This window comes from Shewanella subflava (assembly GCF_025971955.1).
Classification (GTDB): Bacteria; Pseudomonadota; Gammaproteobacteria; order Enterobacterales; family Shewanellaceae; genus Shewanella; species Shewanella subflava.
Genome location: NZ_JAPDMX010000003.1, coordinates 52,797 through 79,313 on the forward strand (window position 1 = coordinate 52,797; position 26,517 = coordinate 79,313).

The 26,517-nt window shown below is 41.2% G+C and carries 28 protein-coding genes; 16 read left to right on the plus strand and 12 right to left on the minus strand.

What is annotated here, in order from left to right; translation table 11 throughout:
• Nucleotides 1–57: 57 nt before the first annotated feature.
• Nucleotides 58–1,551, plus strand: coding sequence for an EAL domain-containing protein (locus tag OHT75_RS02315; RefSeq protein WP_264724794.1), 1,494 nt, complete (start codon nt 58–60; stop codon nt 1,549–1,551).
• Nucleotides 1,552–1,835: 284 nt separating this feature from the next.
• On the opposite strand, the gene OHT75_RS02320 is transcribed toward OHT75_RS02315, so the two are convergent.
• A complete protein-coding gene (locus OHT75_RS02320) occupies nt 1,836–2,567 on the minus strand; it encodes a sulfite exporter TauE/SafE family protein (RefSeq protein WP_264724796.1) in 732 nt (243 codons plus the stop codon).
• A gap of 163 nt (nt 2,568–2,730) precedes the next feature.
• The gene (gene metJ / locus OHT75_RS02325; RefSeq protein WP_188840950.1) at nt 2,731–3,045 is read right to left on the minus strand and encodes a met regulon transcriptional regulator MetJ; all 315 of its coding nucleotides are present in this window, start codon (nt 3,043–3,045) and stop codon (nt 2,731–2,733) included.
• Nucleotides 3,046–3,252: 207 nt separating this feature from the next.
• Between metJ and metB the strand changes: the two genes are divergently transcribed.
• The 9 genes from metB to OHT75_RS02370 all read left to right on the plus strand — a co-directional run bounded on the left by metB (nt 3,253) and on the right by OHT75_RS02370 (nt 12,865).
• Complete coding sequence (gene metB / locus OHT75_RS02330; protein ID WP_264724798.1) at nt 3,253–4,425, plus strand: cystathionine gamma-synthase; 1,173 nt, start codon at nt 3,253–3,255, stop codon at nt 4,423–4,425.
• A gap of 21 nt (nt 4,426–4,446) precedes the next feature.
• A complete protein-coding gene (locus tag OHT75_RS02335) occupies nt 4,447–6,840 on the plus strand; it encodes a bifunctional aspartate kinase/homoserine dehydrogenase II (protein WP_264724799.1) in 2,394 nt (797 codons plus the stop codon).
• A gap of 248 nt (nt 6,841–7,088) precedes the next feature.
• The gene (gene metF / locus OHT75_RS02340) at nt 7,089–7,973 is read left to right on the plus strand and encodes a methylenetetrahydrofolate reductase (RefSeq protein WP_264724800.1); all 885 of its coding nucleotides are present in this window, start codon (nt 7,089–7,091) and stop codon (nt 7,971–7,973) included.
• Nucleotides 7,974–8,153: 180 nt separating this feature from the next.
• On the plus strand, nt 8,154–8,780 hold the full coding sequence (locus OHT75_RS02345) for a c-type cytochrome (RefSeq protein ID WP_406681960.1): 627 nt from the start codon (nt 8,154–8,156) through the stop codon (nt 8,778–8,780).
• A 9-nt stretch (nt 8,781–8,789) separates the two neighbouring features.
• The gene (locus OHT75_RS02350) at nt 8,790–9,845 is read left to right on the plus strand and encodes a c-type cytochrome (RefSeq protein ID WP_264724803.1); all 1,056 of its coding nucleotides are present in this window, start codon (nt 8,790–8,792) and stop codon (nt 9,843–9,845) included.
• An 87-nt stretch (nt 9,846–9,932) separates the two neighbouring features.
• Nucleotides 9,933–10,178, plus strand: a complete 246-nt coding sequence (locus tag OHT75_RS02355; protein ID WP_264724804.1) for a cysteine-rich CWC family protein — start codon at nt 9,933–9,935, stop codon at nt 10,176–10,178.
• Between the two features lie 84 nt (nt 10,179–10,262).
• Entirely contained in the window at nt 10,263–10,808 is a 546-nt protein-coding gene (locus OHT75_RS02360) for an SRPBCC family protein (protein ID WP_264724805.1), read from the plus strand.
• Between the two features lie 232 nt (nt 10,809–11,040).
• Nucleotides 11,041–12,405 carry an alanine/glycine:cation symporter family protein gene (locus tag OHT75_RS02365; protein ID WP_264724806.1) on the plus strand — a complete coding sequence of 455 codons (1,365 nt, stop codon included), beginning with the start codon at nt 11,041–11,043 and terminating at the stop codon, nt 12,403–12,405.
• A gap of 19 nt (nt 12,406–12,424) precedes the next feature.
• Nucleotides 12,425–12,865 carry a hypothetical protein gene (locus OHT75_RS02370; protein WP_264724807.1) on the plus strand — a complete coding sequence of 147 codons (441 nt, stop codon included), beginning with the start codon at nt 12,425–12,427 and terminating at the stop codon, nt 12,863–12,865.
• A 283-nt stretch (nt 12,866–13,148) separates the two neighbouring features.
• On the opposite strand, the gene OHT75_RS02375 is transcribed toward OHT75_RS02370, so the two are convergent.
• The gene (locus OHT75_RS02375) at nt 13,149–14,504 is read right to left on the minus strand and encodes a flavohemoglobin expression-modulating QEGLA motif protein (RefSeq protein WP_264724808.1); all 1,356 of its coding nucleotides are present in this window, start codon (nt 14,502–14,504) and stop codon (nt 13,149–13,151) included.
• Nucleotides 14,505–14,730: 226 nt separating this feature from the next.
• Between OHT75_RS02375 and OHT75_RS02380 the strand changes: the two genes are divergently transcribed.
• Nucleotides 14,731–15,696, plus strand: coding sequence for a PDC sensor domain-containing protein (locus tag OHT75_RS02380; RefSeq protein ID WP_264724809.1), 966 nt, complete (start codon nt 14,731–14,733; stop codon nt 15,694–15,696).
• Between the two features lie 96 nt (nt 15,697–15,792).
• On the opposite strand, the gene OHT75_RS02385 is transcribed toward OHT75_RS02380, so the two are convergent.
• From OHT75_RS02385 to OHT75_RS02405, 5 genes are all read right to left on the minus strand, one after another.
• Nucleotides 15,793–15,969: a PA3496 family putative envelope integrity protein gene (locus OHT75_RS02385; protein WP_264724810.1), complete on the minus strand. Its 177-nt coding sequence runs from the start codon at nt 15,967–15,969 to the stop codon at nt 15,793–15,795.
• 400 nt (nt 15,970–16,369) lie between these two features.
• On the minus strand, nt 16,370–17,056 hold the full coding sequence (locus OHT75_RS02390) for a TorF family putative porin (RefSeq protein ID WP_264724811.1): 687 nt from the start codon (nt 17,054–17,056) through the stop codon (nt 16,370–16,372).
• Between the two features lie 304 nt (nt 17,057–17,360).
• Nucleotides 17,361–17,633, minus strand: a complete 273-nt coding sequence (locus OHT75_RS02395) for an HU family DNA-binding protein (protein ID WP_188840938.1) — start codon at nt 17,631–17,633, stop codon at nt 17,361–17,363.
• A 124-nt stretch (nt 17,634–17,757) separates the two neighbouring features.
• Nucleotides 17,758–18,555, minus strand: a complete 798-nt coding sequence (locus OHT75_RS02400; protein ID WP_264724812.1) for a response regulator — start codon at nt 18,553–18,555, stop codon at nt 17,758–17,760.
• Nucleotides 18,556–18,630: 75 nt separating this feature from the next.
• Nucleotides 18,631–19,038 carry a hypothetical protein gene (locus OHT75_RS02405; protein WP_264724813.1) on the minus strand — a complete coding sequence of 136 codons (408 nt, stop codon included), beginning with the start codon at nt 19,036–19,038 and terminating at the stop codon, nt 18,631–18,633.
• Between the two features lie 65 nt (nt 19,039–19,103).
• Between OHT75_RS02405 and OHT75_RS02410 the strand changes: the two genes are divergently transcribed.
• Nucleotides 19,104–19,613 (plus strand): DUF4240 domain-containing protein, encoded by a 510-nt coding sequence (locus OHT75_RS02410; protein WP_264724814.1) that lies wholly within the window; start codon nt 19,104–19,106, stop codon nt 19,611–19,613.
• 44 nt (nt 19,614–19,657) lie between these two features.
• Here the strand turns inward: OHT75_RS02410 and OHT75_RS02415 are convergent, their stop codons facing one another.
• Nucleotides 19,658–19,954 (minus strand): hypothetical protein, encoded by a 297-nt coding sequence (locus OHT75_RS02415; protein WP_264724815.1) that lies wholly within the window; start codon nt 19,952–19,954, stop codon nt 19,658–19,660.
• Nucleotides 19,955–20,247: 293 nt separating this feature from the next.
• Here OHT75_RS02415 and OHT75_RS02420 point away from each other — a divergent pair, with 293 nt between their 5' ends.
• The gene (locus tag OHT75_RS02420; RefSeq protein ID WP_264724816.1) at nt 20,248–20,790 is read left to right on the plus strand and encodes a DUF3016 domain-containing protein; all 543 of its coding nucleotides are present in this window, start codon (nt 20,248–20,250) and stop codon (nt 20,788–20,790) included.
• Here OHT75_RS02420 and OHT75_RS02425 read toward each other — a convergent pair.
• Together OHT75_RS02425 and OHT75_RS02430 are read right to left on the minus strand one after the other, a co-directional pair.
• Nucleotides 20,787–22,535: a GGDEF domain-containing protein gene (locus OHT75_RS02425; protein ID WP_264724817.1), complete on the minus strand. Its 1,749-nt coding sequence runs from the start codon at nt 22,533–22,535 to the stop codon at nt 20,787–20,789. The genes OHT75_RS02420 and OHT75_RS02425 overlap by 4 nt on opposite strands.
• Before the next feature lie 153 nt (nt 22,536–22,688).
• On the minus strand, nt 22,689–23,000 hold the full coding sequence (locus tag OHT75_RS02430) for a prephenate dehydrogenase (protein ID WP_264724819.1): 312 nt from the start codon (nt 22,998–23,000) through the stop codon (nt 22,689–22,691).
• Nucleotides 23,001–23,101: 101 nt separating this feature from the next.
• On the opposite strand from OHT75_RS02430, the gene OHT75_RS02435 reads away from it, so the two are divergent.
• Nucleotides 23,102–23,998 (plus strand): TraB/GumN family protein, encoded by an 897-nt coding sequence (locus OHT75_RS02435; protein WP_264724820.1) that lies wholly within the window; start codon nt 23,102–23,104, stop codon nt 23,996–23,998.
• Nucleotides 23,999–24,027: 29 nt separating this feature from the next.
• Nucleotides 24,028–24,651: a chemoreceptor glutamine deamidase CheD gene (locus tag OHT75_RS02440; RefSeq protein ID WP_264724821.1), complete on the plus strand. Its 624-nt coding sequence runs from the start codon at nt 24,028–24,030 to the stop codon at nt 24,649–24,651.
• Nucleotides 24,652–24,661: 10 nt separating this feature from the next.
• On the opposite strand, the gene OHT75_RS02445 is transcribed toward OHT75_RS02440, so the two are convergent.
• Entirely contained in the window at nt 24,662–25,429 is a 768-nt protein-coding gene (locus OHT75_RS02445; protein ID WP_264725136.1) for a methyltransferase domain-containing protein, read from the minus strand.
• A 243-nt stretch (nt 25,430–25,672) separates the two neighbouring features.
• On the opposite strand from OHT75_RS02445, the gene OHT75_RS02450 reads away from it, so the two are divergent.
• Entirely contained in the window at nt 25,673–26,509 is an 837-nt protein-coding gene (locus OHT75_RS02450) for a MaoC family dehydratase (RefSeq protein ID WP_264724822.1), read from the plus strand.
• The last annotated feature ends 8 nt before the right edge of the window (nt 26,510–26,517 follow it).

A 26,517-nucleotide genomic window follows, 5' to 3' on the forward strand; every position in this document is an offset into this window, starting at 1 on the left:
TACTTCGTGATCATTATGAGTTATATTTACTCTCCGCGTTCGATTAAGGAAGGCTCCATGGAACGGATTAAGTTTCTGCTGATTTTTATAGTGACTTTACTGCTGTCAGTGGTTGCGTTAAAAGGTGTCGATCATTTTTTGGCCAAACAGGTGATTGCTCGAGACGCTGCCATTTTAACGGACAAATTTGAGCGTTTGATTAAGATAAGTGCAGAATCATTAAATAAATTACCTGACATTTCATTAGACACTTTCGAGTGTAGTGATGAGGTAAAAAAACAGCTGAAGAAAACGGTATTTGATGCCAGCTTTATTCGCTGGGTGGGGGTAACTCAAGGGCTAAATATTTATTGCGAATCTAACGAGGTAATACGTGAAATTACCGATGTGAGACAACATCAAGTCAGTGAAAATTATCGTTTAGGGGTGTTGGAATCTGCCGATGATAAAAATCTTGAGTTAGTACTGATTCGTAGTATGGGAGAGATTTTTTATACTGCCAGCTTAATTCCCTTAGAGCCTCGCTATTTTGTACCAATGAAATGCGAAAATTGCTTAGAATATAAAATCTCATTTGATTCGAGCCCGTTTTTATCCTTTGGCTTTGAAAGTTTTGATGGTGATTATTATATCAGTGAAAAGGCGGTGTTAACTTCGCCCTATTTTAAAGCCACGTTTGAGTTATCTGGTAATCGTGAATTTTACGATCAATATAGTTACCTTTCTTGGTGGGTGATTTTAATCATTGCTGGCATCGTTGCCGCTTGGGTGACATATTTAGCAAGCTTATGGTTCAACCATGCCCAATCTATGCATAGCCAAATTATTCAAGGGATTAAGCGGTCAGAGTTTGTTCCGTTTTATCAGCCTATTGTAGATTCTCGCAGCAAAAAAGTGATTGGCGCCGAAGTGCTCATGCGTTGGCAACGCCAAGATGGCAGTTTAATGCCACCGAATCAGTTTATCCCTTACGCTGAAGCGAATGGCTTAATTGTTGATATGACCAAGGGGTTGCTTAGCCATGTTTTTAATGATGTAAAGCAATTTGCCACTCAACGAGAAGCGTTATTTTTTAGCATTAATATTGTACCCGAGCATTTAGATAATGATGATTTGTATCAGCGTCTAAAAGGCGTGATCGAATCTGGTGAGTTAAAACAGCATCGTATTTCACTCGAAATTACTGAACGTTTCCCTATAGGTGACTTAGTTGCTGCGCGTAAGATGCTAGATCAATTTTATGCGTTAGGCATAGATTTAAAACTGGACGATGCTGGCACGGGTTATGGTGGTTTCAGCTATGTGCAACATTTAGGGATCAGTACCCTAAAAATTGACAAAATGTTTGTCGATACCATAGGTCATGAAGATAACTTTAATGCTAAAACCATTGAGGCAATTATTTCATTTGCACAAAAATCCAATTTAACCATGATTGCTGAAGGGGTTGAAGACGATAAGCAAGTGGCTTATTTAAGTGAGCAGGGCGTTTACTTTATTCAAGGTTATGTTTACTCCAAACCTTTGCCTGCGGAACAGTTTTTTCATTAACCCCAAATGGGTCGATGAAAAAATGCCTTATCAATTTGATAAGGCATTTTTAATACCAACCACCCAATAATAACATCAGGATAAGTCATTGCACTGGTAATAAATAACGCCCTACTGCCGTTGGTAAAAAATCTCGATATCGGCGGTGAGTTTTTAGCTTGTAGAAAAACGTTTTATTAAAAAATTGTTTTTTTATCATGCACTTTTATTTTGCTCTTTCTGAAAGCTTATTTACTGTGATGGGTACAATGGTTTTAGATTTTAGCGAGCATTATCTCTAAAAATTATAATTGATTCAGTGACTTTAATATTAATAAAAGCGCACTTAGGGTACACAGCATTAAGGTGACTTTACGGGTTTTGTTTTTATCGACTTTACCGACAATCCGCCCTGCAATGATATAACCTGCCAATACGGATGGCAGTAGCATTAACGAAAGCCAAATGTGTTTTATTTCAACTAAACCTACTATGGCTAAAATGGCCAAAGCAATCATCGAGCTAAAGATAAAAAAGGCTGATAGTGCCGCCCTAAATTGGCTGGCGTCTTTTCCGGCCAGTAAAATAGCCATCGGTGGCCCGCCAATGGCGGCAATGTTGCCAAAAATACCTGATACCACACCCGCAATAAATAAGGTTAGCCGATTCACTGGTGCGGATAATTTAAAAATACTTAATAAAACTGCGGTAAGCACAATGGCTGCAATAGCTAGACCTAATATAGGTTGAGGGGCGAGTAATAATAAACTTGCGCCTAAAAAACCGCCTGGAATTCTCCCCAGTAACGCATATTGCAACCCATTAAATTCTAGGTGGTTACGCTCTCTAAATAAGGTCATCAATGAAATTGCAAATCCCATGACAATCACGGGTACTGGCACGAGCTGTGGGTCGACAATATACAGTAAAGGGCTGGCAACTACGGCTAAGCCAAAACCAATTAAGCTTTGGGTTAACGCGCCGCAAAAGATGATGACTGAGGCAAGCAATAAGGTCGTGGGATCGATAAATGGCATGGTTATGGCTCTTAGTGACTCACGTTTTCAACACAAGCACTGATATTTTGATAGGTGCCAAGCGTGTAAAAACAAAATTCCACCAAGATAACTACCCTGACTCAGCAGGATATTCATCTTGATGGAATGAATAGCAGGTGTGAAATGACTTAACAGTGATTAATTACTCTAAGTCTTCCCATTCAATACCCATTTGGTCCATCAATGCTTTTGCTTCACGCGGGATACTGTCTGGCTCATCTTTTGATAAGTCATGGTCATCAGGCAATGGTTGGCCCGTGTAAGCATGTAAAAAAGCTTCACAAAGTAATTCACTATTTGTCGCGTGACGTAAATTATTGACCTGACGACGGGTACGCTCATCGGTCAGTACTTTCAATACTTTTAACGGAATTGAAACTGTGATTTTTTTTACTTGTTCATTCTTCTTGCCGTGCTCGGCATATGGGCTAATATAGTCGCCATTCCACTCAGTCATTAACTCACCCTTTACTTTAAATTCGGTGCAGATTTTAAACCCTTAAAGTTTCTAGTCAAATTATTGCTGTGTTTTAGTGCACATTGCAAATAGATTTCTTTATGTTTAGACGTCTAAACGTCTATTTTTGTTGACCTGAGCGGTTCAGTTAGGTAAATTTAGCCATCTAGACATCTCTTTGTGTGTTAGTAATGTTAGGAATCAATCATGACCAAGACTTGTAATCAACATCGCAATGCTACTGTCGCTGTCCGTCAGGGTATTGAAAGTGACACACAACATGGCGCAGTTGTCCCGCCCATTTATTTATCGACCAATTATTCTTTTGATGGCCATAAAAATCCGCGTGAGTTTGATTATAGCCGTTCAGGTAACCCAACACGTTGCATTTTAGGTGAAGCCTTGGCCAAGTTAGAGCAAGGGGCTACCGGGGTGATAACTTGTACCGGCATGGCTGCCATTACCCTAGTGACCCAGTTATTGGGGCCAGACGATTTATTGGTTGTGCCGCATGATTGCTACGGTGGTAGTTACCGATTGTTTACTAATTTGGCTAAAAAAGGTCAGTTTAAATTGGCTGTCGTCGATCAAACTAACGCAACCGAGTTAGCCGAGGCCATAGCGAAAAAACCTAAAATGGTGTGGTTAGAAACCCCATCTAATCCATTGCTGCGCGTGGTGGATATTGCGGCCATTGCCACAGCAGCAAAAGCAGTTGGCGCATTGGTTACAGTGGATAACACCTTTTTATCACCTATTTTGCAGCAGCCTTTAAATTTAGGGGCTGACATCGTTATTCATTCGACCACCAAATATATCAATGGCCACAGTGATGTGGTGGGTGGTGCTGTCGTCGCTAAAGACCCTGAGGTTGGCGAGTTATTGCATTGGTGGTCAAACACCTTAGGATTAACGGGCTCGGCATTTGACAGTTATTTAACCTTGCGTGGCATTCGTACTTTAGCGGTGCGTATTCGTGAACATCAAGCTAATGCCAAGCGCATTGTTGATGTGTTAACGCAAAGCAATGTGGTTGAAAAAGTCTATTATCCCGGATTAAAAGATCATCCAGGGCACGATATTGCCGCTAAACAACAGCAGGGGTTTGGTGCCATGTTAAGTTTTGAGCTTAAGGGTGGCGAAGCCTCAGTTGTGGCATTTCTGGATGCCTTAACATTATTCAGTGTTGCTGAAAGTTTAGGCGGAGTGGAAAGTTTAGTCGCCGTTCCAGCCACAATGACCCATAGAGCAATGGACGCAAAAGCTCGCTTTGAGGCTGGTGTTAAAGATACATTATTGAGACTATCTGTTGGTATTGAAGATGGTGAAGATTTAGCGGCTGACATTGAAGCCGCATTAGCTGCCGTAGCAGCGCTGTAGTTGGCGTTTAAGGAGTAATACATGGCGCGTGGTCATTTACATAAATTTGGTGGTTCAAGTCTTGCGGATGCAGATTGTTATCGTCGAGTCGCCCACATTTTACTTACCCATGGTCATAGCGATGATTTAATTGTTGTTTCAGCCGCAGGAAAAAGTACTAACTTTTTGTATAAGCTATTGAATCTGCGTGATACCGGCCAGTTATGGCAAGAAGAATTACAAGTGTTGATTAGCTATCAGCAAACCTTGATTGAACAGTTGTTGTCCAATGAACAGGCGCGCGATTTACGTGAGCGCTTGTCGACGGATAAATCTCAGTTAATTAGCTTATTATCATTAGAAGAGCGCAACGAATATCAAATCAGCCATGTGGTCAGTTTTGGTGAGCGTTGGTCAGCACGGTTAATGGCAGCATTATTACGTGAGTCGGGTGTTGCGTCATCACATGTTGATGCTTGTTCTATTTTAGTCGCCGATGAAGGCGCAGTGCCTATTATTCGCGTGGAAGAGTCGCGCGCCAAAGTGCAGGCTTTACTTGCGGCACATCCCAATGAGCGTCTAGTGATCACAGGCTTTATTTGCGCAAATAGTCAGGGTGATACCTTACTTTTGGGTCGTAATGGCTCAGATTTCAGCGCAAGCTTAATTGCCAGTTTGGCGGATATTGGCCGAGTCACTATCTGGACTGATGTTGAAGGCGTTTTCAATGCCGATCCAAACAAAATTAACGATGCTAAGCTATTAAAAAGCATGTCATTAGCAGAAGCTGATCGTCTTGCTAAGCTTGGTTCTCCCGTATTGCACTCACGTACCTTACAGCCATTATTTAATACTGAAGTGAGTTTAGCGGTGCGTTCAAGCTACGCCTCTCACACAGATTTCACCTTGATTGCGCCGCAAAGTTCATCGGCCAGTGCACCTGTGGTCACCAGTTTGAACGAAGTGGTGCTATTTAGCTTTAAAGCGACAGCAGATGTTGATCCCTTGTTGGCGTTGTTAGGGCAAGCGGGTTTAACACCGTTAGCCTATTGGTCGCTGGCGCAACATAAATATGAATTGGCGTTCACTCTTGAAAGCCAAAAGCAAGTTCATGCGTTGTTATCAAGACAGGCCTTAGCGTTAGGCATTGAGGAATTACAGGTGCAAACTGATTTAGGCTTAGTGGCTTTAGTCAGCGCAGATGCAGAACTGTACCGCAAAAGTTTTGCCCGTTTGTTAAGTCGTGATGCAAAGCCTATTTATCAGGATGGCTTGAGTTTAGTGACACTGGTACCGCAAGGTCAGGTGAGTTTGCTGACACAAAAGGTGCATCGCCGCTGTGCCGGCCCAAGAATGCGCATTGGCGTATTATTGCTAGGCGTGGGTAATATTGGTGAAGCTTGGATAGATTTATTCAAACGCGCCCGTCTTGGCTTGAATAAAGATTTAGAGGCCACAGTGGAACTTGTTGGCTTAGTTAGCTCGCAAAAAGCTTTGGTCGTTAATCAAGGCGTTGATTTAGACAACTGGAAGCAGCAATACGAGCAGCAAGCGAATGAGTGGACATATGACACATTATTTACGCAATTAGAGCAACTTGCTTGCGATGAAGTTGTGGCATTAGATATCAGCGCCAGTGCGACTTTAACCTTGCAATATCCTGAGTTATTCGCCCGTGGCATTCATGTGGTCAGCGCTAACAAATTAGCAGGCTCTGGCCCCTTGCCTTTTTATCGCGAGCTAAAGCAGCAGTTGTGTAATCGTCGCCTATTTTGGCGTTACAACGCCAGTTGTGGTGCGGGGTTACCTATCCAACATGCGTTAAATGATCTGCGTAATAGTGGCGATACCATTGAAGCGGTTGGCGGTATTTTCTCTGGCACTTTATGTTGGTTGTTTGAAAATTATGACGGTAAAAAGTCATTCTCTGATTTAGTGTTGGAAGCAAAAGGCCTAGGTATTACTGAGCCAGATCCTCGCGATGATTTATCCGGCCGTGATATGCAGCGAAAACTGCTTATTTTGGCGCGTGAGATTGGACTTGCCATCGAGTTAGAAGATATAACGCTAAACTCATTAGTACCAGATGCCTTAGCTGAGCTGACCTTAGCAGACTTTTTAGCGCGAATTGATGAGCTGGATGCAGAGCTATTACAGCAATATGTAGCAGCTGCAGAGCAAAACAAAGTGCTGCGCTATGTTGCATCGTTGGATAAAGTTGGCGGCAAGCTGAAAGCCGAAGTGGGTATCCAGTGGGTGGATAGAAATCATCCGTATGCCAATTTAACTCCAGGCGATAATGTATTTGTTATTCGCAGTGCATTTTATCAGGGCAACCCATTAATTATTCGCGGCCCTGGTGCTGGACGTGAGGTGACTGCTGCGGCGGTGCAATCTGATTTAGTGCATATTTGCCGCGATTTATTGCAGGAGTAATCGCGCCTTTATCTAGGTAATCGCTGTCATGATAGGCAGATGAAGCAAGGCTTTTACGAGTCTTGCTTTTTTTTCATCTTCACATTGATCAATTTTCATCATATAACAATTCATTCTCTGCACATTTATTCTTGACATCATGGTCAGTTAAATTACTATGTAGACATATAGACGTCTAAACGTCCATTTTGTTTATTAAGCATTTAATCCATCGATATTGGTATCGAAGCAGTTGAAGGAAATAAAAAATGGCTTTTCATCACGCCCAGCATTCACAGTCGTTAAATCAGAGTCTATCTGAGTTAAGTGATATCAATGTGTCATTTGAATTTTTTCCGCCTTCAACACCTGAAATGGAAAAAATTTTATGGAACTCTATTCGTCGCTTAGCGCCATTAAATCCTAAGTTTGTTTCTGTTACTTATGGTGCGAATTCTGGGGTTCGTGATCGCACCCATGGCGTGATTGAGCGTATTCAAAAAGAAACCGACTTAGTTGCTGCGCCGCATCTGACGTTAGTAGATGCCAGTGATGAAGAGTTAGTTGAGTTGGCAAAGCATTATTGGAACTCGGGCATTAAAGATATTGTGGCTTTACGCGGTGATTTGCCTGATGGCAGCCCAAAACCAACGCGCTTTGCCAATGATTTAGTGCGTTTATTACGCTCAGTTGCTGACTTTGATATTTCGGTTGCCGCTTATCCTGAAGTGCATCCCGATGCGCGTAATGCTCAGGCTGATTTAATTCACTTAAAGAAAAAAATTGATGCGGGTGCCAATCGCGCCATTACCCAGTTTTTTTATGATGTTGAATCTTACTTACGTTTTCGCGATCGCTGTGTAACTGCAGGCATTGATGTTGAAATCGTACCGGGCATTTTGCCAGTCACCAATTTCAAGCAAACTAAACGCTTTGCAGGCATGACCAATGTGGCTATTCCTGCATGGTTACATCGTCAATTTGAAGGCTTAGATGATGATCCCGGTACGCGTCAATTGGTGGGGGCAAATGTGGCAATTGACATGGTGAAGGTATTGGCACGTGAAGGCGTAAAAGACTTCCACTTTTATACCTTAAACCGTGCAGAATTAACCTACGCGATTTGCCATACTTTGGGTGTTCGCCCTAAATAATTAATTTAACGATAGTTTAGCTTCATTAAGCCTCTGTCAATTTACGACTGAGGCTTTTTTGTTTTGGGGGGAATCTTAAAACAGTATTAAAAATGCTGTGTGTTCATTAAGCCTATATTCATCTATAGTTTACCTAATATACGTGAGCATGGATTTTTAAGAGGCATGATGATGAATAAAATGATAACTGCTGCAATATTTGTTAGCAGCGCATTGAGTATACAAGTAAGTGCATCTGTTCCAGATGCATCGCCAAAAGAGTTACAACAAACAGTGCCAGCAGCTGCACAAGTTTGCCTGAGTTGTCATGGCGCTCAAGGGCAGGGTATTGATCTTGCGGGGCCCAAATTGGCAGGGTTATCTTCGGCTTATATGATGCAGCAAATTAAGCTGTTCCAATCGGGCAGTAGGCAAAATCCACTTATGCAACCGATGTCGATGACTGTGCAAGGTGACAATATCAAAGTCGTAGCCGACTATTTTGCTTCTCAATCCGTTGATAAAATAAATTTACATTATCGTGGCGATAAAGTGGTCATCGCTGACCCCGCGGAGAAAATTGCCTATCAAGGAGACTGGTCTCGCGATTTACCTGCGTGTTTTTCATGCCATGGACCATCAGGTGTCGGTGCCGAACAATTCCCTCGCTTAGCGGGGCAGCAAGCAAGTTATCTTAAAACCCAGCTTGAAGCCTGGCAAAGCGGAACACGTAAAGGCGATGCCGATAATATGATGGGCAATGTTGCCAGTAAATTAACCGCTGCAGAAATCGATCAACTTGCGCAGTATTTTGCCTCGCTTAAGTAAGGATACATTATGAAATTTCAAGCAAAAAATATCTTAGGTGTAGCGGCGCTAATCGGTTTTAACCTCACCCCAATCGCGGATGAATTACCTGATCGTCAACAAGCTTTACCTTCAGTGGCAAAACAAGCAGAACACTTATACATAGAATCTGCGGCGTTAGCGGACATTCCCGCCGGTGAATTTGGCGATAAGGTGCGTTTAGGCTATCAATTATTTGTTAATACTCAACAGCTGCGCGATAAGCATGTGGGTAATGAGCTCAATTGTGTCAACTGCCATTTAAATGCAGGTAACAAGGCCAATGCATCACCGTTATGGGGCGCCTATTTTGCGTATCCTGCCTATCGTAAAAAGAATGACAAAGTGAATAGCTTTGAAGAACGCTTACAAGGTTGTTTTACTTATTCTATGAATGGCAAAGCACCAGAATCGGGCAGCAAAGAGTTAGTGGCATTGTCAGCCTATTCATATTGGTTGGGAATGTCTGGTTTAATGCTTCAACACAATGTTGCAGGCCCTGTGCCTGAGTTAAGCGACAGTGAGTTAGTGAAAGGGGCAAAGCGCGATGACTTTATTTTACCCGAGGCTATTTCAAGTAAAATGGATCAAAATGCGTTAGCGCAACTACCCGGTCGTGGCTACCCAGCGGTACCTAAAGCTGAACAGGCTTATTCACCAGAACGCGGTGCAAAGGTTTATCAGGCACATTGTCAATCTTGTCATGGTAAGGATGGTCAAGGGCAAATGATTGCGGGTGTTGCCGCTTTACCGCCGTTATGGGGACCACAAAGTTACAATTGGGGCGCGGGTATGCATCGCGTTGGCACAGCTGCAGATTTTATTTATGAAAATATGCCATTAGGTAAAAGTGTGCAGCTTACGCCGCAACAAGCCTGGGATGTTTCAGCCTATATTAATTCGCAAGAGCGCCCACAAGATCCACGCTTTAAAGGTCAGGTCACTGACACTCAAAAGCAATATCATCAGCATGATGGTTATTATGGCAAAACGATTTCGGGCAAGGTACTAGGTAGTGCTTCTTCAGCTAATTTTCCTAAAAAATAACTGACTGAACACAGTTCATTAACGCTCTAGATTGATCATATTCTTTCTAGGGCGTTTATGCTGCGCTACCGTTAAGGAGTCTTTATATTGCTTGAAAGTCATTGCCCAATCTGCCAGCAAAATAATCAATGCGCCATGGCTTATGGTCAAAATATTGAAAATTGTTGGTGTATGGATACGGGGTTTTCTGCCGCCCAGTTGATTGAGCAATATTTACATCAACATCCTCAAATATCAGTTAACAAGCAACAATGCGTGTGTCGAAGTTGTTTAGATAACATGGCAGCAACTCAGTTGCCCTCTCAAGCGTGCGTGCATATTTATACTCCTTAGCCCCCCTGGTTAATTACTTCTTGTTAACGATATGTTGCTGAGTATACTCATATCGTTATTTACGATCTAAAAGAGAAAATTAGCATGTTGAAAAAATTTATCATCGTCTTAGCCATAATTGTGGCGATTCCGTTTATCACTGCGTTATTTATCAAAAAAGATTATCAAGTAGAAAGAGTTATCGTTATTAATCAGCCCGTAAATGAGGTGTTTGACTATGTAAAGCATCTTAAAAATCAAGATAACTTTAGCAAGTGGGCGTCAATGGATCCCAATATGCAAAAAACCTATCGGGGTACTGATGCCACGGTGGGCTTTGTGAGTGCTTGGGCGAGTGATAATCCCGATGTAGGTGTTGGCGAACAGGAAATTAAATCAATTACACCAGGGAAACGCATCGATTATGAGTTACGTTTTTTATCCCCATTTCAAGCAACCGAACCCGCCTATATGACAACTGTTACAGTGGGAGATAATCAAACAGAAGTTCGATGGGGGTTTAGCGGCCACATGGATTACCCGATGAACTTGATGTTCTTATTTATGGATTTTGAAGCCATGATAGGTGCAGATTTACAACAAGGCTTAGATACATTAAAAGTGTTATTAGAGAAGCCATCTCAACCTTAATCACTAGGGTGTTTATCTTTGATTATCAATAAAAATAAACACGCCCTAAATAAATTACCGGTAAACGGCTTGGTTAATGTAATTTTGAATTGCGGATTGTTGCAAAAAATACGTTAATCAAGGTACTCTAAAAAATTGCTGCAAATACGGCCTTAGATTCGATTTGTTAACAGCATAGATAAAGCATAAATAACTATAAAGATAATAACTTAGCTAATCATGAGGTTTTTGAATGGAAGCGGTCACAAGTTTTGTAAGTACAATTAATGGCATTGTATGGGGCATTCCCATGCTGGTAATGATTTTAGGTGTAGGCTTGTTCCTGTCAATTGGTTTGAAACTCATGCCAATTTTGAAGTTAGGCACCGGATTTAAATTATTATGGTCGGGCAGAACTGTCACAGATGAAAGCGAAAAAGGCGATGTGAGTCCTTTTAATGCGTTGATGACCTCGCTTTCAGCTACTATCGGTACAGGTAATATTGCTGGTGTTGCAACCGCCATTGTGATTGGTGGACCGGGCGCATTATTTTGGATGTGGTGTACTGCATTAGTTGGTATGGCGACAAAATTTGCTGAAGCTGTATTGGCGGTGAAATTCCGTGAAACAGATTCCAATGGCGACCATGTCGGTGGCCCTATGTATTACATCAAAAATGGTTTAGGACAAAAGTGGGCATGGTTAGGCACGGCTTTTGCCTTTTTTGGTATGTTTGCTGGATTTGGTATTGGTAATACCGTGCAATCAAATTCTGTTGCCGACGCATTAAGCAGTAATTTTAACGTACCCAGTTGGGTGACAGGCTTAATCCTTATGGTACTGGTTGGCGCTGTGTTAATGGGGGGGATCAAACGCATTGCTGAGGTGGCAGGTAAATTAGTGCCCCTTATGACGGTCTTTTATATTACCGCAGGTTTAGCGGTTTTAGTGGTGTATGTTGATCAAATCCCTGCAGCATTTGAATTAATTATTCACAGTGCATTTAATCCCGTGGCTGCTCAAGGTGGCTTTGCTGGTGCGGCAGTTTGGGCAGCCATTCGTTTTGGTGTTGCTCGTGGTGTGTTTTCAAATGAGGCGGGATTAGGCAGTGCACCAATTGCCCACGCTGCGGCAAAAACTAATAACCCAGTTAAGCAAGGTTTAGTGGCTATGCTAGGCACGTTTATTGATACCATCATAGTGTGTTCAATAACGGGTTTGGCGATTATTGTTTCAGGTGCTTGGACCTCAGGTGAAAATGGTGCCGCACTGACCTCGTATGCTTTTTCCCACGCTTTACCTTTAGGTAATTACATTGTGGCAATAGCCTTAGCTATTTTCGCTTTTACCACCATTTTAGGGTGGAGTTTTTACAGTGAAAAATGTGTCCAATACTTATTTGGCGATAAAGCCGTTAAACCCTTCCGCTTAATTTTCACCTTAGTGGTGCCTATTGGTGCGATTAGCTCATTAGAGTTTATTTGGTTATTAGCAGATACTTTAAATGCTATGATGGCGTTACCCAACCTCGTCGCACTTATGATGTTAAGCCCTGTGGTTTTCGGATTAACCCGCGAGTATTTTATTAAGCAAAAAGCGTTAAAAAAAGCGGTGTAAGGGAATGATTCATATTTAATTGGGTTCAGTTAAATATGAGGTTATAGCAAGTTATAAGGATATAGAGATAATGCTTAGATTAAGTGGTTTATTGATACTAATCATGTTGTCGGTTGTTATTTTAGGTTGCTCTTCGCTTCGGTTTGATACTAATGTTTTAGAAATTGGCGAACGAAATGTGAGAGCAAGTAAAGTGGAGGTTTACAGTCAGCAGTTTGTATTTAATCGTAAATATACAAATGTTGGCAATGTATCTGCCACTTATTGTCATGATGCGCCTTTAAACCAGCAGGATATCAAACCAATACCAAGTGATGAAGTGCTGATAAAGTCTTTGAAATCCCAAGTGCAAAGTCGAGGAGGCAATGCCTTGGTGGTGCATCAATGTAAGCGTTCAAATAGCGGGAAATGCTCAGTATTTATTGATTGCACAGGTAGCGGTTATTCAATCGATGTTTAATATCAATTACGATAAGTAGTTATTCTATAATCAAAAAATCTAACGCTGTTATCGAGTGTTTTAACAAGCTAGGGTAAGCAGTTATTCATTACGATTGGTTTTAGTGTTAATAGAAGTAAAAATGGGAATAACAGTTGTTATTCCCATTTTTATCAAGTATTTAACCTGTAGAAGTTGCTTAATACCTTGTGTAGAGTGTTATTTATCTTTGTCAGACGTTGATGATTAATCTTATTTATCAGTTATTTATGCTGCCAGTAACGCTTTTTAGCTAGTTTTAGACTTAATCCGAGTTATTATCAAACTCCGCATCTTCAAACAACTCAGCTTCTTGAGTATCAATGGATACTTTACTGAATGAGCGAGCAAAGTGACGTTGCACCCCTTTCAAATCAATATTACCGATACCAGATGCAAATCCAAACCAAGCATATAAACCACTGATATCGGCAAACATTGGCGGCAGATATTTAGGTCCAGCAATGATGCCTTCCTGATATGCTTGATATAAAACGGGAATATCTTCTATAGCTAACTTGCCTAAAAATAGCATCGGGATCAGCTCTGGCAAGCCTGTGCTAATGGCGCTGCGGATAAAGTTAATGTTTTCAACATAACCACGAACGTAAGAAATATCTTTAGTAAAAAAGCTGCCGCCTTGAACCATGCCGCCGCGAAAAACGCGCTGTGTGACACGGTAACTGTCTTTTGAGCTTAAATGCAGGTTTCTGAAATAACGATACACCTCGATGAAGTCGGCGCCCTGTTCGGCCATGTCTACAGCCGATACGCGGTCGCTAATACGTCTTGCTCGTCCTGGGTTGGAACTTAGCGTAAGCATTTCCATTAATACCGCTAAACCCTCCTGTGAGGCGGTCACGCGAGGTGAACCGACACTGAGCCAAGTTGCATGCGGTTGAGCTCGTCCATTGAGTGTGGTGCCCACATGGACCCAGCCCTCGTGTACTTCATACACATTCATGTCAGATTCACTGAACATGGCACGGGTGTTTATTTTTACGGTATCGCCACCTACAGCGGCATCTGACACAATCCCGTCGCTGAGTTTTACGTGAATTTCATCATCATGGAAGTAATTGACTAAACGTTGGCTGAGATGATCAACTGCTTGTGGGGCGGTGATAATTTTAGGGTGTTGTTTACTCATGTGCCTCGCGGCGGGCAATGAAAAAATATGACTTAATCTGTCGCCTAATTGACGAAGTGTGTTGCGGTCACCATGTAGTTTATGGCTAGCACTGCCATACAATTCCTGGCTTAATTTTCCAAAGGTTGGTTTACCACGATTGTTAAGCATATCAATAACAATGCGATATTGATCGACGTTAGCAATCAAAATTTTACCCAGTTGGTCTTTTTTGCCTAAACGCTTTTCAATCGCATAGCGAAGATCTTTCAACTCTTGTTGGGTTTTGTCGGTATTAAATGATAGTGGAATTGAATCGTAAAAATTGGCACTGATCTCGGGGAGCACTTTAGTTTGTTTTGCCAGAAATTTATCTTCAATTTCACGGGGCCATTTTATCGTATCGAGGATTTTAATCGGCGCTTGTACACGAATTAATTCATCAGAAAAACGACGAATATCTTGTTGATAGCGAGATACAGCATCAGACATGGCATTACCTATGGAGTGATAAATTTTAGCGAATTTAATGAATATTCGCATTTATTGCTTTGATTAACCAATTGAAAATGACGATCTAGACTGAGTTATTTCGGTGCAAGTGCACTATTTTCGTCTGTATTAATGCAGTTTGTTAAAGTTAAGGTATTGATTTATTTTGTTTAATTACTTGGCACATTCACTGCTTTATCTATACATCATGTTAAAGGAGTAATGTATGGCTGCAATGAGTTTTTTAAGTGTTATTGAGCGTTATCATGAACATGAGAATGTTATTCACGAATTACTGGACTCTATTTTACTTGGGTTAAGTGATGCAACACTGTTTCAAAATGGGTTGTCTGATAAGGTTTTTAGCGAGTTAGCTCAGCGTTATCCTTTTGTGCAATTACTGTATTTGCTTGACCAAGATGGTATGCAAATTAGTGATAATATAGTGCTGGTAAACCAAAAGGTTAACCGATCAAATTATGGCTTTAATACCGATCGAAGTCATCGCCCCTATTATACCGGTTTAATTCACCTGCAAGATAAACGTTATATTACCAGCCCTTATCTATCAAATACGGGGGCTGGTTTATGTATTAGCGCCTCGAGGAAGCTAACCAACTCGTCAGGAAAGACGGAGATTTTGGTCATCGATATCAACTTAACCCAACTTATTGAGTTTATGATGGGGGACAGTGCCAGACGCAAAATGATGCCAATTTTTAAGGGGGTATACAGCTTTATCGTGCTGGGACTATTTGTGTTGGTGAGTGTGTTGATGTGGACCGTGATAAAGGATATTTATGTACTGTTTTCTCAACCAGCTAAACACGACCCCTTGTTGCCTTTTGGGATAATTATTTTTCTTACACTTGCATTGGCCATCTTCGATTTAGGCAAAACAATATTAGAGGAAGAGGTGCTAATGCATAAAGATATTTTTCGTCACAGCTCTACAAGGCGAACCATAACACGGTTTATTTCGACCATTTTGATCGCTATTTCCATCGAGGCTTTGTTAACTATGTTCAAAGCGTCTTTAGGCGAAAAGCAATATCTACAGCCTGCGATAATGATGATGCTTGCTGTGGTTGGATTATTGGTAGGATTAGGAATTTATGTGTATTTAGGCGCAAAAGCAGAACAGTTATTAACGCAAAATCAGCAGCATAGATATAACAAAGTATCAGGTTAAGCTGGTAATCAATTCAAATATTGTCACACTACTCTGGGGTTGAGTAGTGTGATCTATTCACACTAAACCGTGCAGATTATCGTAAAGCGCATTCGCTTAGAAAAAATCATCGTCACCAATGGCTTTGCGTAATTGCGCTTGTTCAAGATAATCTTCTAGTCTGCGCTTTATCTGACGTTTGTGTTGTAAATTTTCACCGCTTTTACTATTTCTAGGTGAAGTCATTGCTTCAATTTCAGTATCGTCAGGAACTCTTTCAGTAATATTAGCCATAATAAAACCCTCATAACCAATGGTAAACCACAGAATTAAACCAATGAGCACTTTCTAACTAAAAAGTAACGATTAGAAAAGCAAAATATATTGTTCACTTTGAGCAATTATTTTTACCTTACCTATTTGAGCTTAGCAGTTATTTTTTGGGGTGCTAAAAAATACAGCTCAAAGCGCAATGGTGTGTGACTAGCTTAAAGGGTGTTAATGCTATCAATGCATAGCATTGAGGATAAATAAAGGGTGTTGGAGCAGAGGTGTTGTGATGACTTTGAAGCCTATTTTCAAGCTTGAACATCGCGGCGGTTAACTTTCACCACCTTGCCACAGAATAACAAACGCCACTCGAAGGTGGCGTTTAATAGCGAGTGTTTAGACCCTGTTAATATGCATCATCAGGTTAAAGATCGAAGCTGTACGAATAACCCAAAACCACTTTGACATCGTCATCATCTAAATCGGTATTAGCAGCCATAAACGATACTGTACCCATGTCAGTGTCGGCGCTTAATGACACATTATAATCAGAGTAACTGTCGCCAAATAAGTCTTCAACCACATCGCCTTGTGAGTAACCATAATGAATACCTAGGCTTAACTTTTCCGTTAATGGAAAGCTGGCATTGGCCTGTAGATAGCCCCAATCGGTTTCACTATCAGCCCCCGACACATCTGATTCAGCATTGACGACATGAGAGTAACCTAGCTCTAACCACTTCCAACCAAGTAATAAGCTGACCTCACCAAAGTTGTAATCACTATCAGCATCTGGGTAAGCATAATAAAGATAGCTAATATCGTAAGTGAAATCTTGGGCGAACTCACCTGCATAACCTGCGTAGAAATCGGCTTCGTATGTTGCAGCATCACCAAAGTCTACATTTGATGCCCATGTGCCTGCATAGAAACCAGATTCATGCGCATAATCAAGACCCCCTTGAACCGCCACAGCATCGTCAGTTTGCGTTACACCGCGCCATAGGTAATTTGATGTGGCGCCAATATTTGCTGATACTTCAGCAAACGCTGTACCCGTTAAAAATAGTGTGCTTGATAGTGCGACAGCTTGAATGAGTGTTCTATTCATCTTTATCCCTCAATGTTTTATTGTGCATTTTATGTCTTGTATGTCAGGGCAATACATAAAATGTTTGTTTGTCTGAGGTATGCAAAGCGAAGGTTGTGCCAGAATTTAAAACTATTAAATATCAGTTGCTTATTTTGATTTTGTTTAGGTTTTTACCGGTTGGTTGCTTTGTAATGGTGCGGCATTGCACTCTATGCGTGCAATGTTGGGGGGATTCTTTTCGATTATTGGTGGAAAATAACGAAATGAATACATAAAAAAACCTCCATCAGGAGGCTTTTGAAAACGCTGTTTAAACAGAATATTAGTTAACGCTATCTTTTAATGTTTTGCCAGCTTTGAACTTAGGTACAGTTGCAGCAGCAATTTGAATTTCTTTACCCGTTTGTGGGTTACGGCCTGTACGTGCAGCGCGTTGTGAGGTTTCAAATGAGCCAAAACCAACAATAGAAATTTTTTCGCCATTTTTCATAGCTTCAGTTACTGCGGCTTCAAATGATTTTAATGCACGACCAGCTTCAGCTTTAGTTAAATCTGCGTTTTCAGCAATTTTTGCAATCAGTTCACTTTTGTTCATATTGGTATTCTCTGCTTTCCATAGAAATGTTTATTAAAAACGTGGTTAACATGCCATAAGCGTTGGCGGTTTAAAAGTATTTTGTCCGATAAAAACTGAAAAAGAAGACGAAATGCGCACTAATCTAGTCTTCTAACAGCTTATATAGGATTTGCTTAACCAAATTAGGCTCAAACGGCTTGTCACAAAGGGCATTGACTCCTGCGCTGGACACATTACTTAAATGGGTATCATTTGCTTCTGATGAGACCATTAGAATGGGGATATGTGACTGCTGGCTTTCGTTACGGATATATTGCGTTAAGGCTAATCCATCCACACTTGGCATGTTGTAATCGGTGATCACGAGATCATACATATTGTGCTGCATCAATTCGATCGCCTGAGCACCATCTTCGGCTTCAGTGATAATTTGAATACCTAAGTTGCCAATAGTGCGTTTAATCACGTTACGGGCCATACGGCTATCATCAACCACTAACACACGAAGGTTATGAACATCAAAATGACTCAGATCAAGTTCATCATGACTGATAAGATCGATGGTTGAGTTTAATGCACGGGCTAAATGATCGGCATTAAAAGGCTTGGGTAGAATTGCCACCACTCCAGATTGCCTAAAAATCTCAAGTTGTTCACGACGACACTCGCTAGATACCAACATAAATTGGATATCTTGAAATTCAGGTTCTTGTTTAATGTACATCAATAAATCAGTCGCTTCGCCATCAGTAAAGTGCAATGCACTGGCGATTAAATCAGGTTTATGGCGAGTGATAATCGCCTTTGCTTCAGCCAACGTGGTGGCAGTTTGAATGCTGCTAACGCCTTCTTGTTGTAATCGAGATATAATAATTTTTCTTTGTGTTTCAGAAGGTTCTAGCAATAATATTGATAACTCACTGGGTGATAAACTGTGCATTTTGTACTCTTATTATTTTTTTAGCTAAGAAAACTATAGCATATGCATGTTAGCTTTTTGCCATAGGACGAGTTATCACGCTGTTGTCGAAATACCCTGCGTATTAAGGTATGCGCGGGTTTTATGATGTAATGCTGCCCACCATTGGATTGCCAGTAATGTTATTGCAACGACTACGGCGAGAGTGATGGAAATATTGTAACCTGCAAATTCCAGCTTCACATCTTCAGGTGTAATTTGGTAGGCAATAACAGCCGTTGTAGTCAAAGCGACAAACACTAAAGTTTGTAAGCCTAAGTGGAAAAACAGCACGACCTTTGCCCATCTAGCTTGCATCAAAAGACCAACCAATACCGGAAGAACCCCCATAGTTAAAATATCAAACGAGGCATATTGTGTGGCTCGCCAAACAGCAATGAGGGTAAAGAGGCTGTATAACACTATCAGTAATAAAATACTAAATGGTCGCTTGTTTTGAGTCATTTTGTTCACTTGATGAGACTGATTTGCGGTAGAATATCGCAATTTTGTAGGCAGGGGGAAGTGCGATGACTGAAACACAATTTTGGCAGCTGGTGACACGCAGTCATGCAGACCAATCTTCAGAGCAATTGGCATTGCAATTAGAGCAATCATTAGCTGAATTAGATAATGAATCATTAAAAGCATTTGATAAAATATTTGGCCAACAATTGCGCCGAAGTTATACCTGGTCAATTTGGGGCGCCGCTTACATTATTACTGGTTGTGATTCCGATTATGCCTTTGCTGAGTTTCGGTGTTTTATTCTGTCGTTGGGCCAACAATGGTACGACAATATTGTGAATGATCCTGATTGTTTAGGGGATTTAGTCGATTGGCCGTTGAAGGATAATTATGCTTATCCTTTTGTTGAAGACTTCGATTTAATAGCGGGTAAGCTTTATGAGGATCGCACTGATGAAGAACTGCCTTTTGTTCCCTCTGGCAGTAAATCCCCAGCAGGGAAAAAGTTTTCGACTAAACCCAAAATACTTAAGCAAACCTATCCTAAGTTGAGTGCAAGGTTTCCATTTTAGCAAAAAGCCCCGAAATATCAGGGCTTTTGGTTATAATTTTTTGATTAACGACGACAGGTTGATGTTTCGTTATCGTAGGGCAGATCATGCTGTTGACAAATCTGCGCTACATATCGGCTTTCAGCATTGGCCACTTGTTGCGTTAACTGCTTTTCTAACTTCAATTCATATTGCAGTTCGTTTTGCACGGCTTGTTCATTGAGCTGTACGGTATGTTGTGTCAGCAATTCATTTTGTATTTCGTTTGCCTTACTCGGCGTTGCAATCGCCATACCCACCACCGCAGTGGCCAATATGGCGGCTAAAGAAACACGTTTTGCTGCGTTGTTCATTGTTTTCATAGTATCTGATTCCGTAGGATGAGTCGCACTTCGTTACGATGTTAGATCCTTGAACAGTCGTTAACAGTAAGGTGTTTAATTTTCGAAAACGCATATTAGCCTAAGTTTATTGAATGAAAGCTGAACGATTATAGTCATTGTCTGTTGATGGTTTTTTAGCCACTGACTCTCCACTGTGTCTTGCTGATAAAAGGCGGTTAATTTAGCTTATGTTAAGCAACGATACAGGTTGTGTTTGTTAGAGTATGGTTATTGCCCTAATTGCCCGTTTGAAACCGTCTAGGAGACACATTATGAATATCAAACCTTTACTCATTGCAGGCCTATTGATTAGTCATTTTGCCATTGCTGAAGAAGCTCAAGTCACAAATCCTGTGACTGAAAATGGCGTTGTTAAGGTTGAGTGGCAGGAGCCTGAAAATTATCGCGATATTAAATCCTCTAATGAATTGCAATCGCGTTTTGAAAATCGCTTTTTTGAAACCATGACCAAAAACATTAACAAAAAAGCGGAAAAAACCTTAAAGCCAAATCAGAAGCTGGTGATGCAGGTGTCTGATGTCGATCTCGCCGGTGATATGCGTCCAACCTTTGGGGCAACAACCGGTGATTTACGCGTTGTAAAAGAACTCTACCCACCAAGAATAACGTTCACCTACCAGATTTTGGAGGGCGAGCAGGTCATTATGGCAGGCGATGAAAAATTAACCGATATGGGATTCATGCAGCGACTTAACCGTGTGAATGAACGTCCATTTCAAGCTGAAACAACAATGATTGATAACTGGTTAACACGCACTATCGCCCCACAGCTAAATCAGGCTGCAAGCAATTAAGCCACGTTTACACTCAGTGTTGGCTGCGAAAACAGGTAAAGTCCGCTCTCAGCGAGTTTTGCCTGTTTTTTTGCTTGTGCACTTAAAGTCGACAACTCATGTTCTGTTGCATTAGACGTCATGCTGGGAGGCAATATGCCAATACATAATGAAATCAACGGATGATGTATTAGCTCTCCTTTTCTGTCTTCAGCCAGCATGCTTTGACTCCGCCAATGTTCCTCTTGATAAAATGCCTGTTTATGGTGTTCAAACTGTTCAATGATTTGTTGGCTATGGCTAAAAGTGCTATCGCAGGTGCAGATCATGATAAAATCATCGCCGCCGATATGGCCGACAAAACATCGCTCATTTTGATGTGGAATTAATAGCTTAGCGACAAGTTGAATGACCTCATCACCACGGCAAAAACCATAAATATCGTTATATGGTTTAAAGTGGCATAAATCCAAATAAGCCAAATAGAAGGGTTTTTGTTGTGCGCGCAGTAATTTCAATTCTTCTTGAATAGGCACATTGCCTGGTAAGTTAGTTAATGGATTTGCATGGCGGGCCATTTTAATTCTGTGTTCGGTAATCCGTTGTAGCAGATCTTTGGTGTGGCCAATACCAATCAACTTTTGATTACGGGTAATAATAAATTGCTGCGCCACGGTATGTGCGTCTTCAGAGGTTAATAATTGACTCACATGCGATAAAGGCTGGTTAGCATCAATTTGTAATACCTGCTTATCCATGACTGCGCTAGCGGGGTGAGTTTCGTGCAATGCTCGCCCGTAGGGTGTGCTAAATAATTCCAATAATGTCGCACGATTAATAATGCCCTTTGGCATATCATCCTCAACAATCACAATAGCTTGCAGAGCAGGTTGGTCAATAAACTGCTGACTCAATTGTTTTAGTTGTGTTTTTGGTGTCGCAACAATGGCATTGTGGCAGATACTGTCTGCTGTTTCACAATATCGGGTATGGGGTAATGAAGTGACCGTTAAAGGTGCGTTAATGTATTCTCTGTTCGGCTCGACTTCTGGCCGTCCAAGTAAGTAACCTTGACAATAACTTACACCTAATTGAGATAGCATTGTTAACTCAGCTTCGGTTTCGATCCCTTCTGCAATGACTTTGCAGGTCAAGCTTTGGCATAAATCAACAATTGATCGCACAAACTCCTGTTTTACGGGTGTGATATCAATTTGATGAATAAAGTGACGATCAATTTTGACATAATCGGGTGCTAACTCTGACCATAATCTTAGCCCTGAATATCCTGCTCCTAGATCATCAATAGCGGTTAAAAAACCTTGATTTCTATAATGATTCAAGCAAGATTTTAATAAATCAATATCGTCAGCAGGATATTGTTCAGACAATTCAATCACCACATCGCTAGGGGATAAGCCTAATTGTTTTATGAGTTTTAAGGTGCTGCCTTTAGGGTGGTTAGGATCGAGTAATGCCTTTGGCGAAATATTAATAAACAACTTTCCGGGTAACTGACGTTTTTTAAACGCGGTTAATGAAATACTTCTGCACAGGGTTTCTAATTCACTGAGCTTGCCAAGGTGTTCTGCTGTCTTAAATAAAGGCACTGGTGAATGTAATGGACTATGTTCAGGCCCTCGGCTTAAAGCTTCAAACCCATGGAGCTTGTTATTTTTTATATTGAAAATGGGCTGAAATACAGCATTGATGCATTGCTTATTGATAATGCTATCTAAAGCTTGAGATAAATCAACTGAAGGCATGATGGGATCTAATGATTGTTGTTAACTCATAGTAATCATCATTTATGACAGAATAATGTCGTACTTTTGGCTCAAACTTGAATAAATTTAATACTGATATGGCACTGGCAGATTGAAGTATCCTGCAATGTTTGTACATTGCAGGGGATAAAACTATTTACTTTGCAGTTTAAAGGCTTGTAATGTTTGTAAAAGTATCGCGAGTTTTTTCACGAACGCTTCTAGGGTTTCAGGCGCGGTATGGACACTTTCTTGCATGGTTTCAAATTCAGTAGCAAGTTCTTGCACATAGGGTAGAAAGCGATTACTTTTTTGAGTAAACCCTTGTTCTTCATTAAAAATAGCGACAAACTTACCATGGCCAGCCTTGCGAAGCTCATCTAAACGATTATCACTGTCAATCGCTTGCCTGTAAGCGACTTGGAGGTTTTCTTTTAACTGTTGCATCACTTTGGTATACGGCATAAACATCTCTAAATCTAACGGCACATTTGAGTAAATTATAAGGTTCAGCAATGGATGCAACAAGGAAAATACGCAATTGTTTAAATATAGGGAGTACTTTGATGCATTGGTTTAGTTGTGATGTCCTCAAGTTGCCTTTGCGGGGCAAATGCGCTTTATGGCTGATATTCGCTATTCTTAGCCTGCCATTTTCTGCTAGTGCTGCGCCTGAAGACAAACCGCCATTTTATAAAGTCACCTGGCATGGACAAGATGCTTTTTTGCTGGGGTCTATTCATGTCGGTAAAGCTGATTTTTACCCGATGGCAAAGCCAATCGAGGCCGCTTTTGCCAAAAGTACCACCTTGGTGATTGAAGCGGATATAGAAAAAGCCGATACCGCGAGTTTGTTGGCTCAATACGGTACAGCATCTGAAGAGTTGCTGCAAAAAGCCCAACACACTACAGCCCGTTATTGTCAGCAAATGCAGCCTTTGTGTAATGCGATTAAGCCCTTTGCACCTTGGTTACAAGCCGCGCAAATCAGCATGGTCCGCTTTGCCAACCTAGGCTATAGCGCAGATCTGGGTGTTGATGCTAGGTTTGCTTCTAATCGACAATCAAAAACATTGCTTGAATTAGAAAGTGTGGCCTTTCAATTTGAACTCATTTCCTCCTTTAAAGAAAAAACTCAATTACAAATGCTAGATGAAGCTGTTAATGCCACCGATGATGAAATGAGAGCATTAATTCAAGCTTGGCGCACCGGAGATGAAGTGGGTTTAGCCGCGATGATGGAACAGCAAGCTGGTGGCGAAGATGAGCTGTTAAGTCAGTTATTGTGGCAACGAAATCATACAATGAGCGATAAAATGTTACTGATGATGCAGCAACAATCAGATCAGCAACTATTCTTTATTATTGGGGCTGGCCACTTGGTCGGACAACAAAATATACCGGATTTATTGCGTCAACAAGGAGCGACCGTGCAGGCCTGTTGGCAACAGAGTTGCATTTAGCCGTTAAATCTAGTTGTTAAGGAAATGACATGCCGCAAGAACTTAACCATCAATTGAGAGTATCGCCCAATAGTTGGGAGGGGGGAAGCGGCCATCAATCCATTATTCGTGTCGATCCCGGTGAGTTTTATATCTCCCAAGCAGATGAGCTTATTTATACACGCTTAGGCTCTTGTGTCGCGGCATGTATTTGGGATCCCGCTGCGGGTGTGGGTGGACTGAATCATTTTTTAGTGCCTGAAAAACGGTCACAAAACGAGTGGCAAGAATTAACCAGTTTTTCATGCCGTTATGGTAACTGGGCCATGGAACAGTTAATTAATGCGATTTTATCTAAAGGCGGAAGTCGCAAACGCTTACAAGCCAAAGTGTTTGGTGGCGCACAAATGACGCCACACATTAGCATAAAAATAGGTCAGGCGAATATTGACTTTGTTCGGCACTATCTTGGCTTAGAAAACATCCCTATTGTCAGTGAAGATATGGGGGGAGTCTTACCTCGTAAAGTCTTATTCCACCCTCTGTCAGGTAAAGCTCTGATGAAGTCGCTACCTATGAGTATTGTGTCTAAAGTGAATCATCAAGAGCAAGATTACCTGCAAGCATTAGATAAAGACGATCAACGCTCACAAAATGATATTGAGCTGTTTTAAGCGAAGTCGCTTAGGCCTTTTTAGCTAAAAAGTGCACATAGCGGCCAAGGGATAAATAAGGTTCGCGTTGTGAATAAAGCAGCTCCATTTCTATTAGCTGCTGAGTATCAAAGTTAGGTGGTAAATGATGTTTTAAATAATCATTGATCACTCTGACACCCGATTGGCACACCATTGTAAGCTGCCACTGATTAAACCACAGGCGTACATCTTCAATATACAAGGGGTGTGTTGGGGTTAAACCGACCTTTTTTTTAACTTTCATGTCGCGCATGACATAGTCGAAATTACCTGATACTAAACTGTGAAAACGCATGGCCTCTTTGTTATAAAACATCAATGAAAATAGGCCTTGTGGCTTTAGAAGGGCCAATAAACCTTTTAATGTTGTTTGGGCGTCAATTAGCCATTCCGCGACTGCGTGACATAAAACCACATCAAATTGACCGTGCTGTTCAGTCGTTAACGCTTGAATTGGACTGTGGACTAAAGTGATATTGAGTGGTGTGTTTGCTGCATCGATTTGTTGTTTTGCTTGGGCCAACATTTGCTCTGAAATATCGCATAAAACGACCTCATGCCCCATCGCGGCAAGTTTTTGACTAAGAAAGCCAAATCCGCCGCCCGCATCAAGAATTCGCAGCGATTTATTCCCTAAGGCCGCTATCTGTGGTGCAAGATCACGCCATAAAACTGCAGCCCTGATTTCACCTTTGGTCGTTCCGTATATGTTTTTTGCAAATTTTTGGCTTAGTTTATCGAAGTTTTTATCTTGCACGATAGGTATTTCATCAGTAAAAAGATGCGGTATTTTGCTACGACACTCTTTACTGGGTAAAGCAAAATATATTAGCCAAGGTAAAATAGGACTTAAAAGTGAATAACATCGCACTTGTATTGTGTTATCCATTTCAATTTTGTTGAATTTCTGCGTTATAATACATCACTGTGGCGTAAAACAGCGCCGTTTTGAAAAAGGGTAAACACGTTGAGTTTCGATTACAAAATGGATTTAAAGGCGATGCCTTCGCTTTTTACACTTTATCGTAAAATATTTTTTAGTCGTAAGCCTGGTTGGGATCAAAAGCCGCTGCCAAGTATTGCGATTCAAGCTGATAATGTTATGTTATCTAAAGATAAAATCCGTCAATACGCCAACGTGTGTGGTTTTGATTTTAACGGCAACGTTATCCCCCCCACCTATCTTTATGTGCAGGCTTTTAGATTGCATGCGGTGATATTTACCCATAAAGCGATTACCTTTCCTTTGTTAGGAATGATCCATCTTAAAAACAGTATTAGTGTATTTAGACCCGTTCACTGTGATGAAGTTTTTTCGGTGCAATGCCAGCTACTGAATAGCACCGAAACCGATGCGGGCTTAGAGTTTGTGCTTGAGTCGAATATTTATGTCGGTGATGAATTGGTGTGGCAGGCGCATTCAACATATTTATATCGGATTGAATCGGCAAAGCGTCGTCCGCGTCCACCGCGTGCATCTGATATGACTTGGAATAATGTGCAGCAATGGCGTTTAACCGAAGACCTTGGACGTAATTATGCTAAAGCCTCTGGGGATTATAATTTAATTCATTTGCACCCATTACTGTCAAAACGTTTTGGGTTTGAAAGAGTGCTCGCCCATGGTATGTGGTCTAAAGCAAGATGTATGGCGCATTTAATGCAGTTTGTGGGGGAGCGACCTTTTAAAGTTGAAGTGGAATTTAAACTTCCGGTATTCATGCCCTCTGAAGTGACTTTTGCCTATGAATCACTCGACAATGGTAAACGTTTTGAAATGCGGGATGTGAAAGCTAAGCGGCCACATTTATATGGACAAATGACTTATTTAGACTAGCTTACTAG

What these genes read in the sequence shown, in the direction of transcription:
- OHT75_RS02380 (WP_264724809.1), top strand. Translation starts at nt 14,731, where the DNA reads ATGGCTGCAATGAGTTTTTTAAGTGTTATTGAGCGTTATCATGAACAT.
- OHT75_RS02420 (WP_264724816.1), top strand. Translation starts at nt 20,248, where the DNA reads ATGAATATCAAACCTTTACTCATTGCAGGCCTATTGATTAGTCATTTT.
- OHT75_RS02350 (WP_264724803.1), top strand. Translation starts at nt 8,790, where the DNA reads ATGAAATTTCAAGCAAAAAATATCTTAGGTGTAGCGGCGCTAATCGGT.
- OHT75_RS02415 (WP_264724815.1), bottom strand. Translation starts at nt 19,954, where the DNA reads ATGAAAACAATGAACAACGCAGCAAAACGTGTTTCTTTAGCCGCCATA.
- metF (WP_264724800.1), top strand. Translation starts at nt 7,089, where the DNA reads ATGGCTTTTCATCACGCCCAGCATTCACAGTCGTTAAATCAGAGTCTA.
- OHT75_RS02375 (WP_264724808.1), bottom strand. Translation starts at nt 14,504, where the DNA reads ATGTCTGATGCTGTATCTCGCTATCAACAAGATATTCGTCGTTTTTCT.
- OHT75_RS02410 (WP_264724814.1), top strand. Translation starts at nt 19,104, where the DNA reads ATGACTGAAACACAATTTTGGCAGCTGGTGACACGCAGTCATGCAGAC.
- OHT75_RS02360 (WP_264724805.1), top strand. Translation starts at nt 10,263, where the DNA reads ATGTTGAAAAAATTTATCATCGTCTTAGCCATAATTGTGGCGATTCCG.
- OHT75_RS02435 (WP_264724820.1), top strand. Translation starts at nt 23,102, where the DNA reads ATGCATTGGTTTAGTTGTGATGTCCTCAAGTTGCCTTTGCGGGGCAAA.
- OHT75_RS02315 (WP_264724794.1), top strand. Translation starts at nt 58, where the DNA reads ATGGAACGGATTAAGTTTCTGCTGATTTTTATAGTGACTTTACTGCTG.
- OHT75_RS02425 (WP_264724817.1), bottom strand. Translation starts at nt 22,535, where the DNA reads ATGCCTTCAGTTGATTTATCTCAAGCTTTAGATAGCATTATCAATAAG.
- OHT75_RS02320 (WP_264724796.1), bottom strand. Translation starts at nt 2,567, where the DNA reads ATGCCATTTATCGATCCCACGACCTTATTGCTTGCCTCAGTCATCATC.
- OHT75_RS02365 (WP_264724806.1), top strand. Translation starts at nt 11,041, where the DNA reads ATGGAAGCGGTCACAAGTTTTGTAAGTACAATTAATGGCATTGTATGG.
- OHT75_RS02335 (WP_264724799.1), top strand. Translation starts at nt 4,447, where the DNA reads ATGGCGCGTGGTCATTTACATAAATTTGGTGGTTCAAGTCTTGCGGAT.
- OHT75_RS02400 (WP_264724812.1), bottom strand. Translation starts at nt 18,555, where the DNA reads ATGCACAGTTTATCACCCAGTGAGTTATCAATATTATTGCTAGAACCT.
- OHT75_RS02345 (WP_406681960.1), top strand. Translation starts at nt 8,154, where the DNA reads ATGATAACTGCTGCAATATTTGTTAGCAGCGCATTGAGTATACAAGTA.
- OHT75_RS02385 (WP_264724810.1), bottom strand. Translation starts at nt 15,969, where the DNA reads ATGGCTAATATTACTGAAAGAGTTCCTGACGATACTGAAATTGAAGCA.
- OHT75_RS02450 (WP_264724822.1), top strand. Translation starts at nt 25,673, where the DNA reads ATGCCTTCGCTTTTTACACTTTATCGTAAAATATTTTTTAGTCGTAAG.
- OHT75_RS02405 (WP_264724813.1), bottom strand. Translation starts at nt 19,038, where the DNA reads ATGACTCAAAACAAGCGACCATTTAGTATTTTATTACTGATAGTGTTA.
- OHT75_RS02395 (WP_188840938.1), bottom strand. Translation starts at nt 17,633, where the DNA reads ATGAACAAAAGTGAACTGATTGCAAAAATTGCTGAAAACGCAGATTTA.
- OHT75_RS02440 (WP_264724821.1), top strand. Translation starts at nt 24,028, where the DNA reads ATGCCGCAAGAACTTAACCATCAATTGAGAGTATCGCCCAATAGTTGG.
- metJ (WP_188840950.1), bottom strand. Translation starts at nt 3,045, where the DNA reads ATGACTGAGTGGAATGGCGACTATATTAGCCCATATGCCGAGCACGGC.
- OHT75_RS02430 (WP_264724819.1), bottom strand. Translation starts at nt 23,000, where the DNA reads ATGCCGTATACCAAAGTGATGCAACAGTTAAAAGAAAACCTCCAAGTC.
- OHT75_RS02390 (WP_264724811.1), bottom strand. Translation starts at nt 17,056, where the DNA reads ATGAATAGAACACTCATTCAAGCTGTCGCACTATCAAGCACACTATTT.
- metB (WP_264724798.1), top strand. Translation starts at nt 3,253, where the DNA reads ATGACCAAGACTTGTAATCAACATCGCAATGCTACTGTCGCTGTCCGT.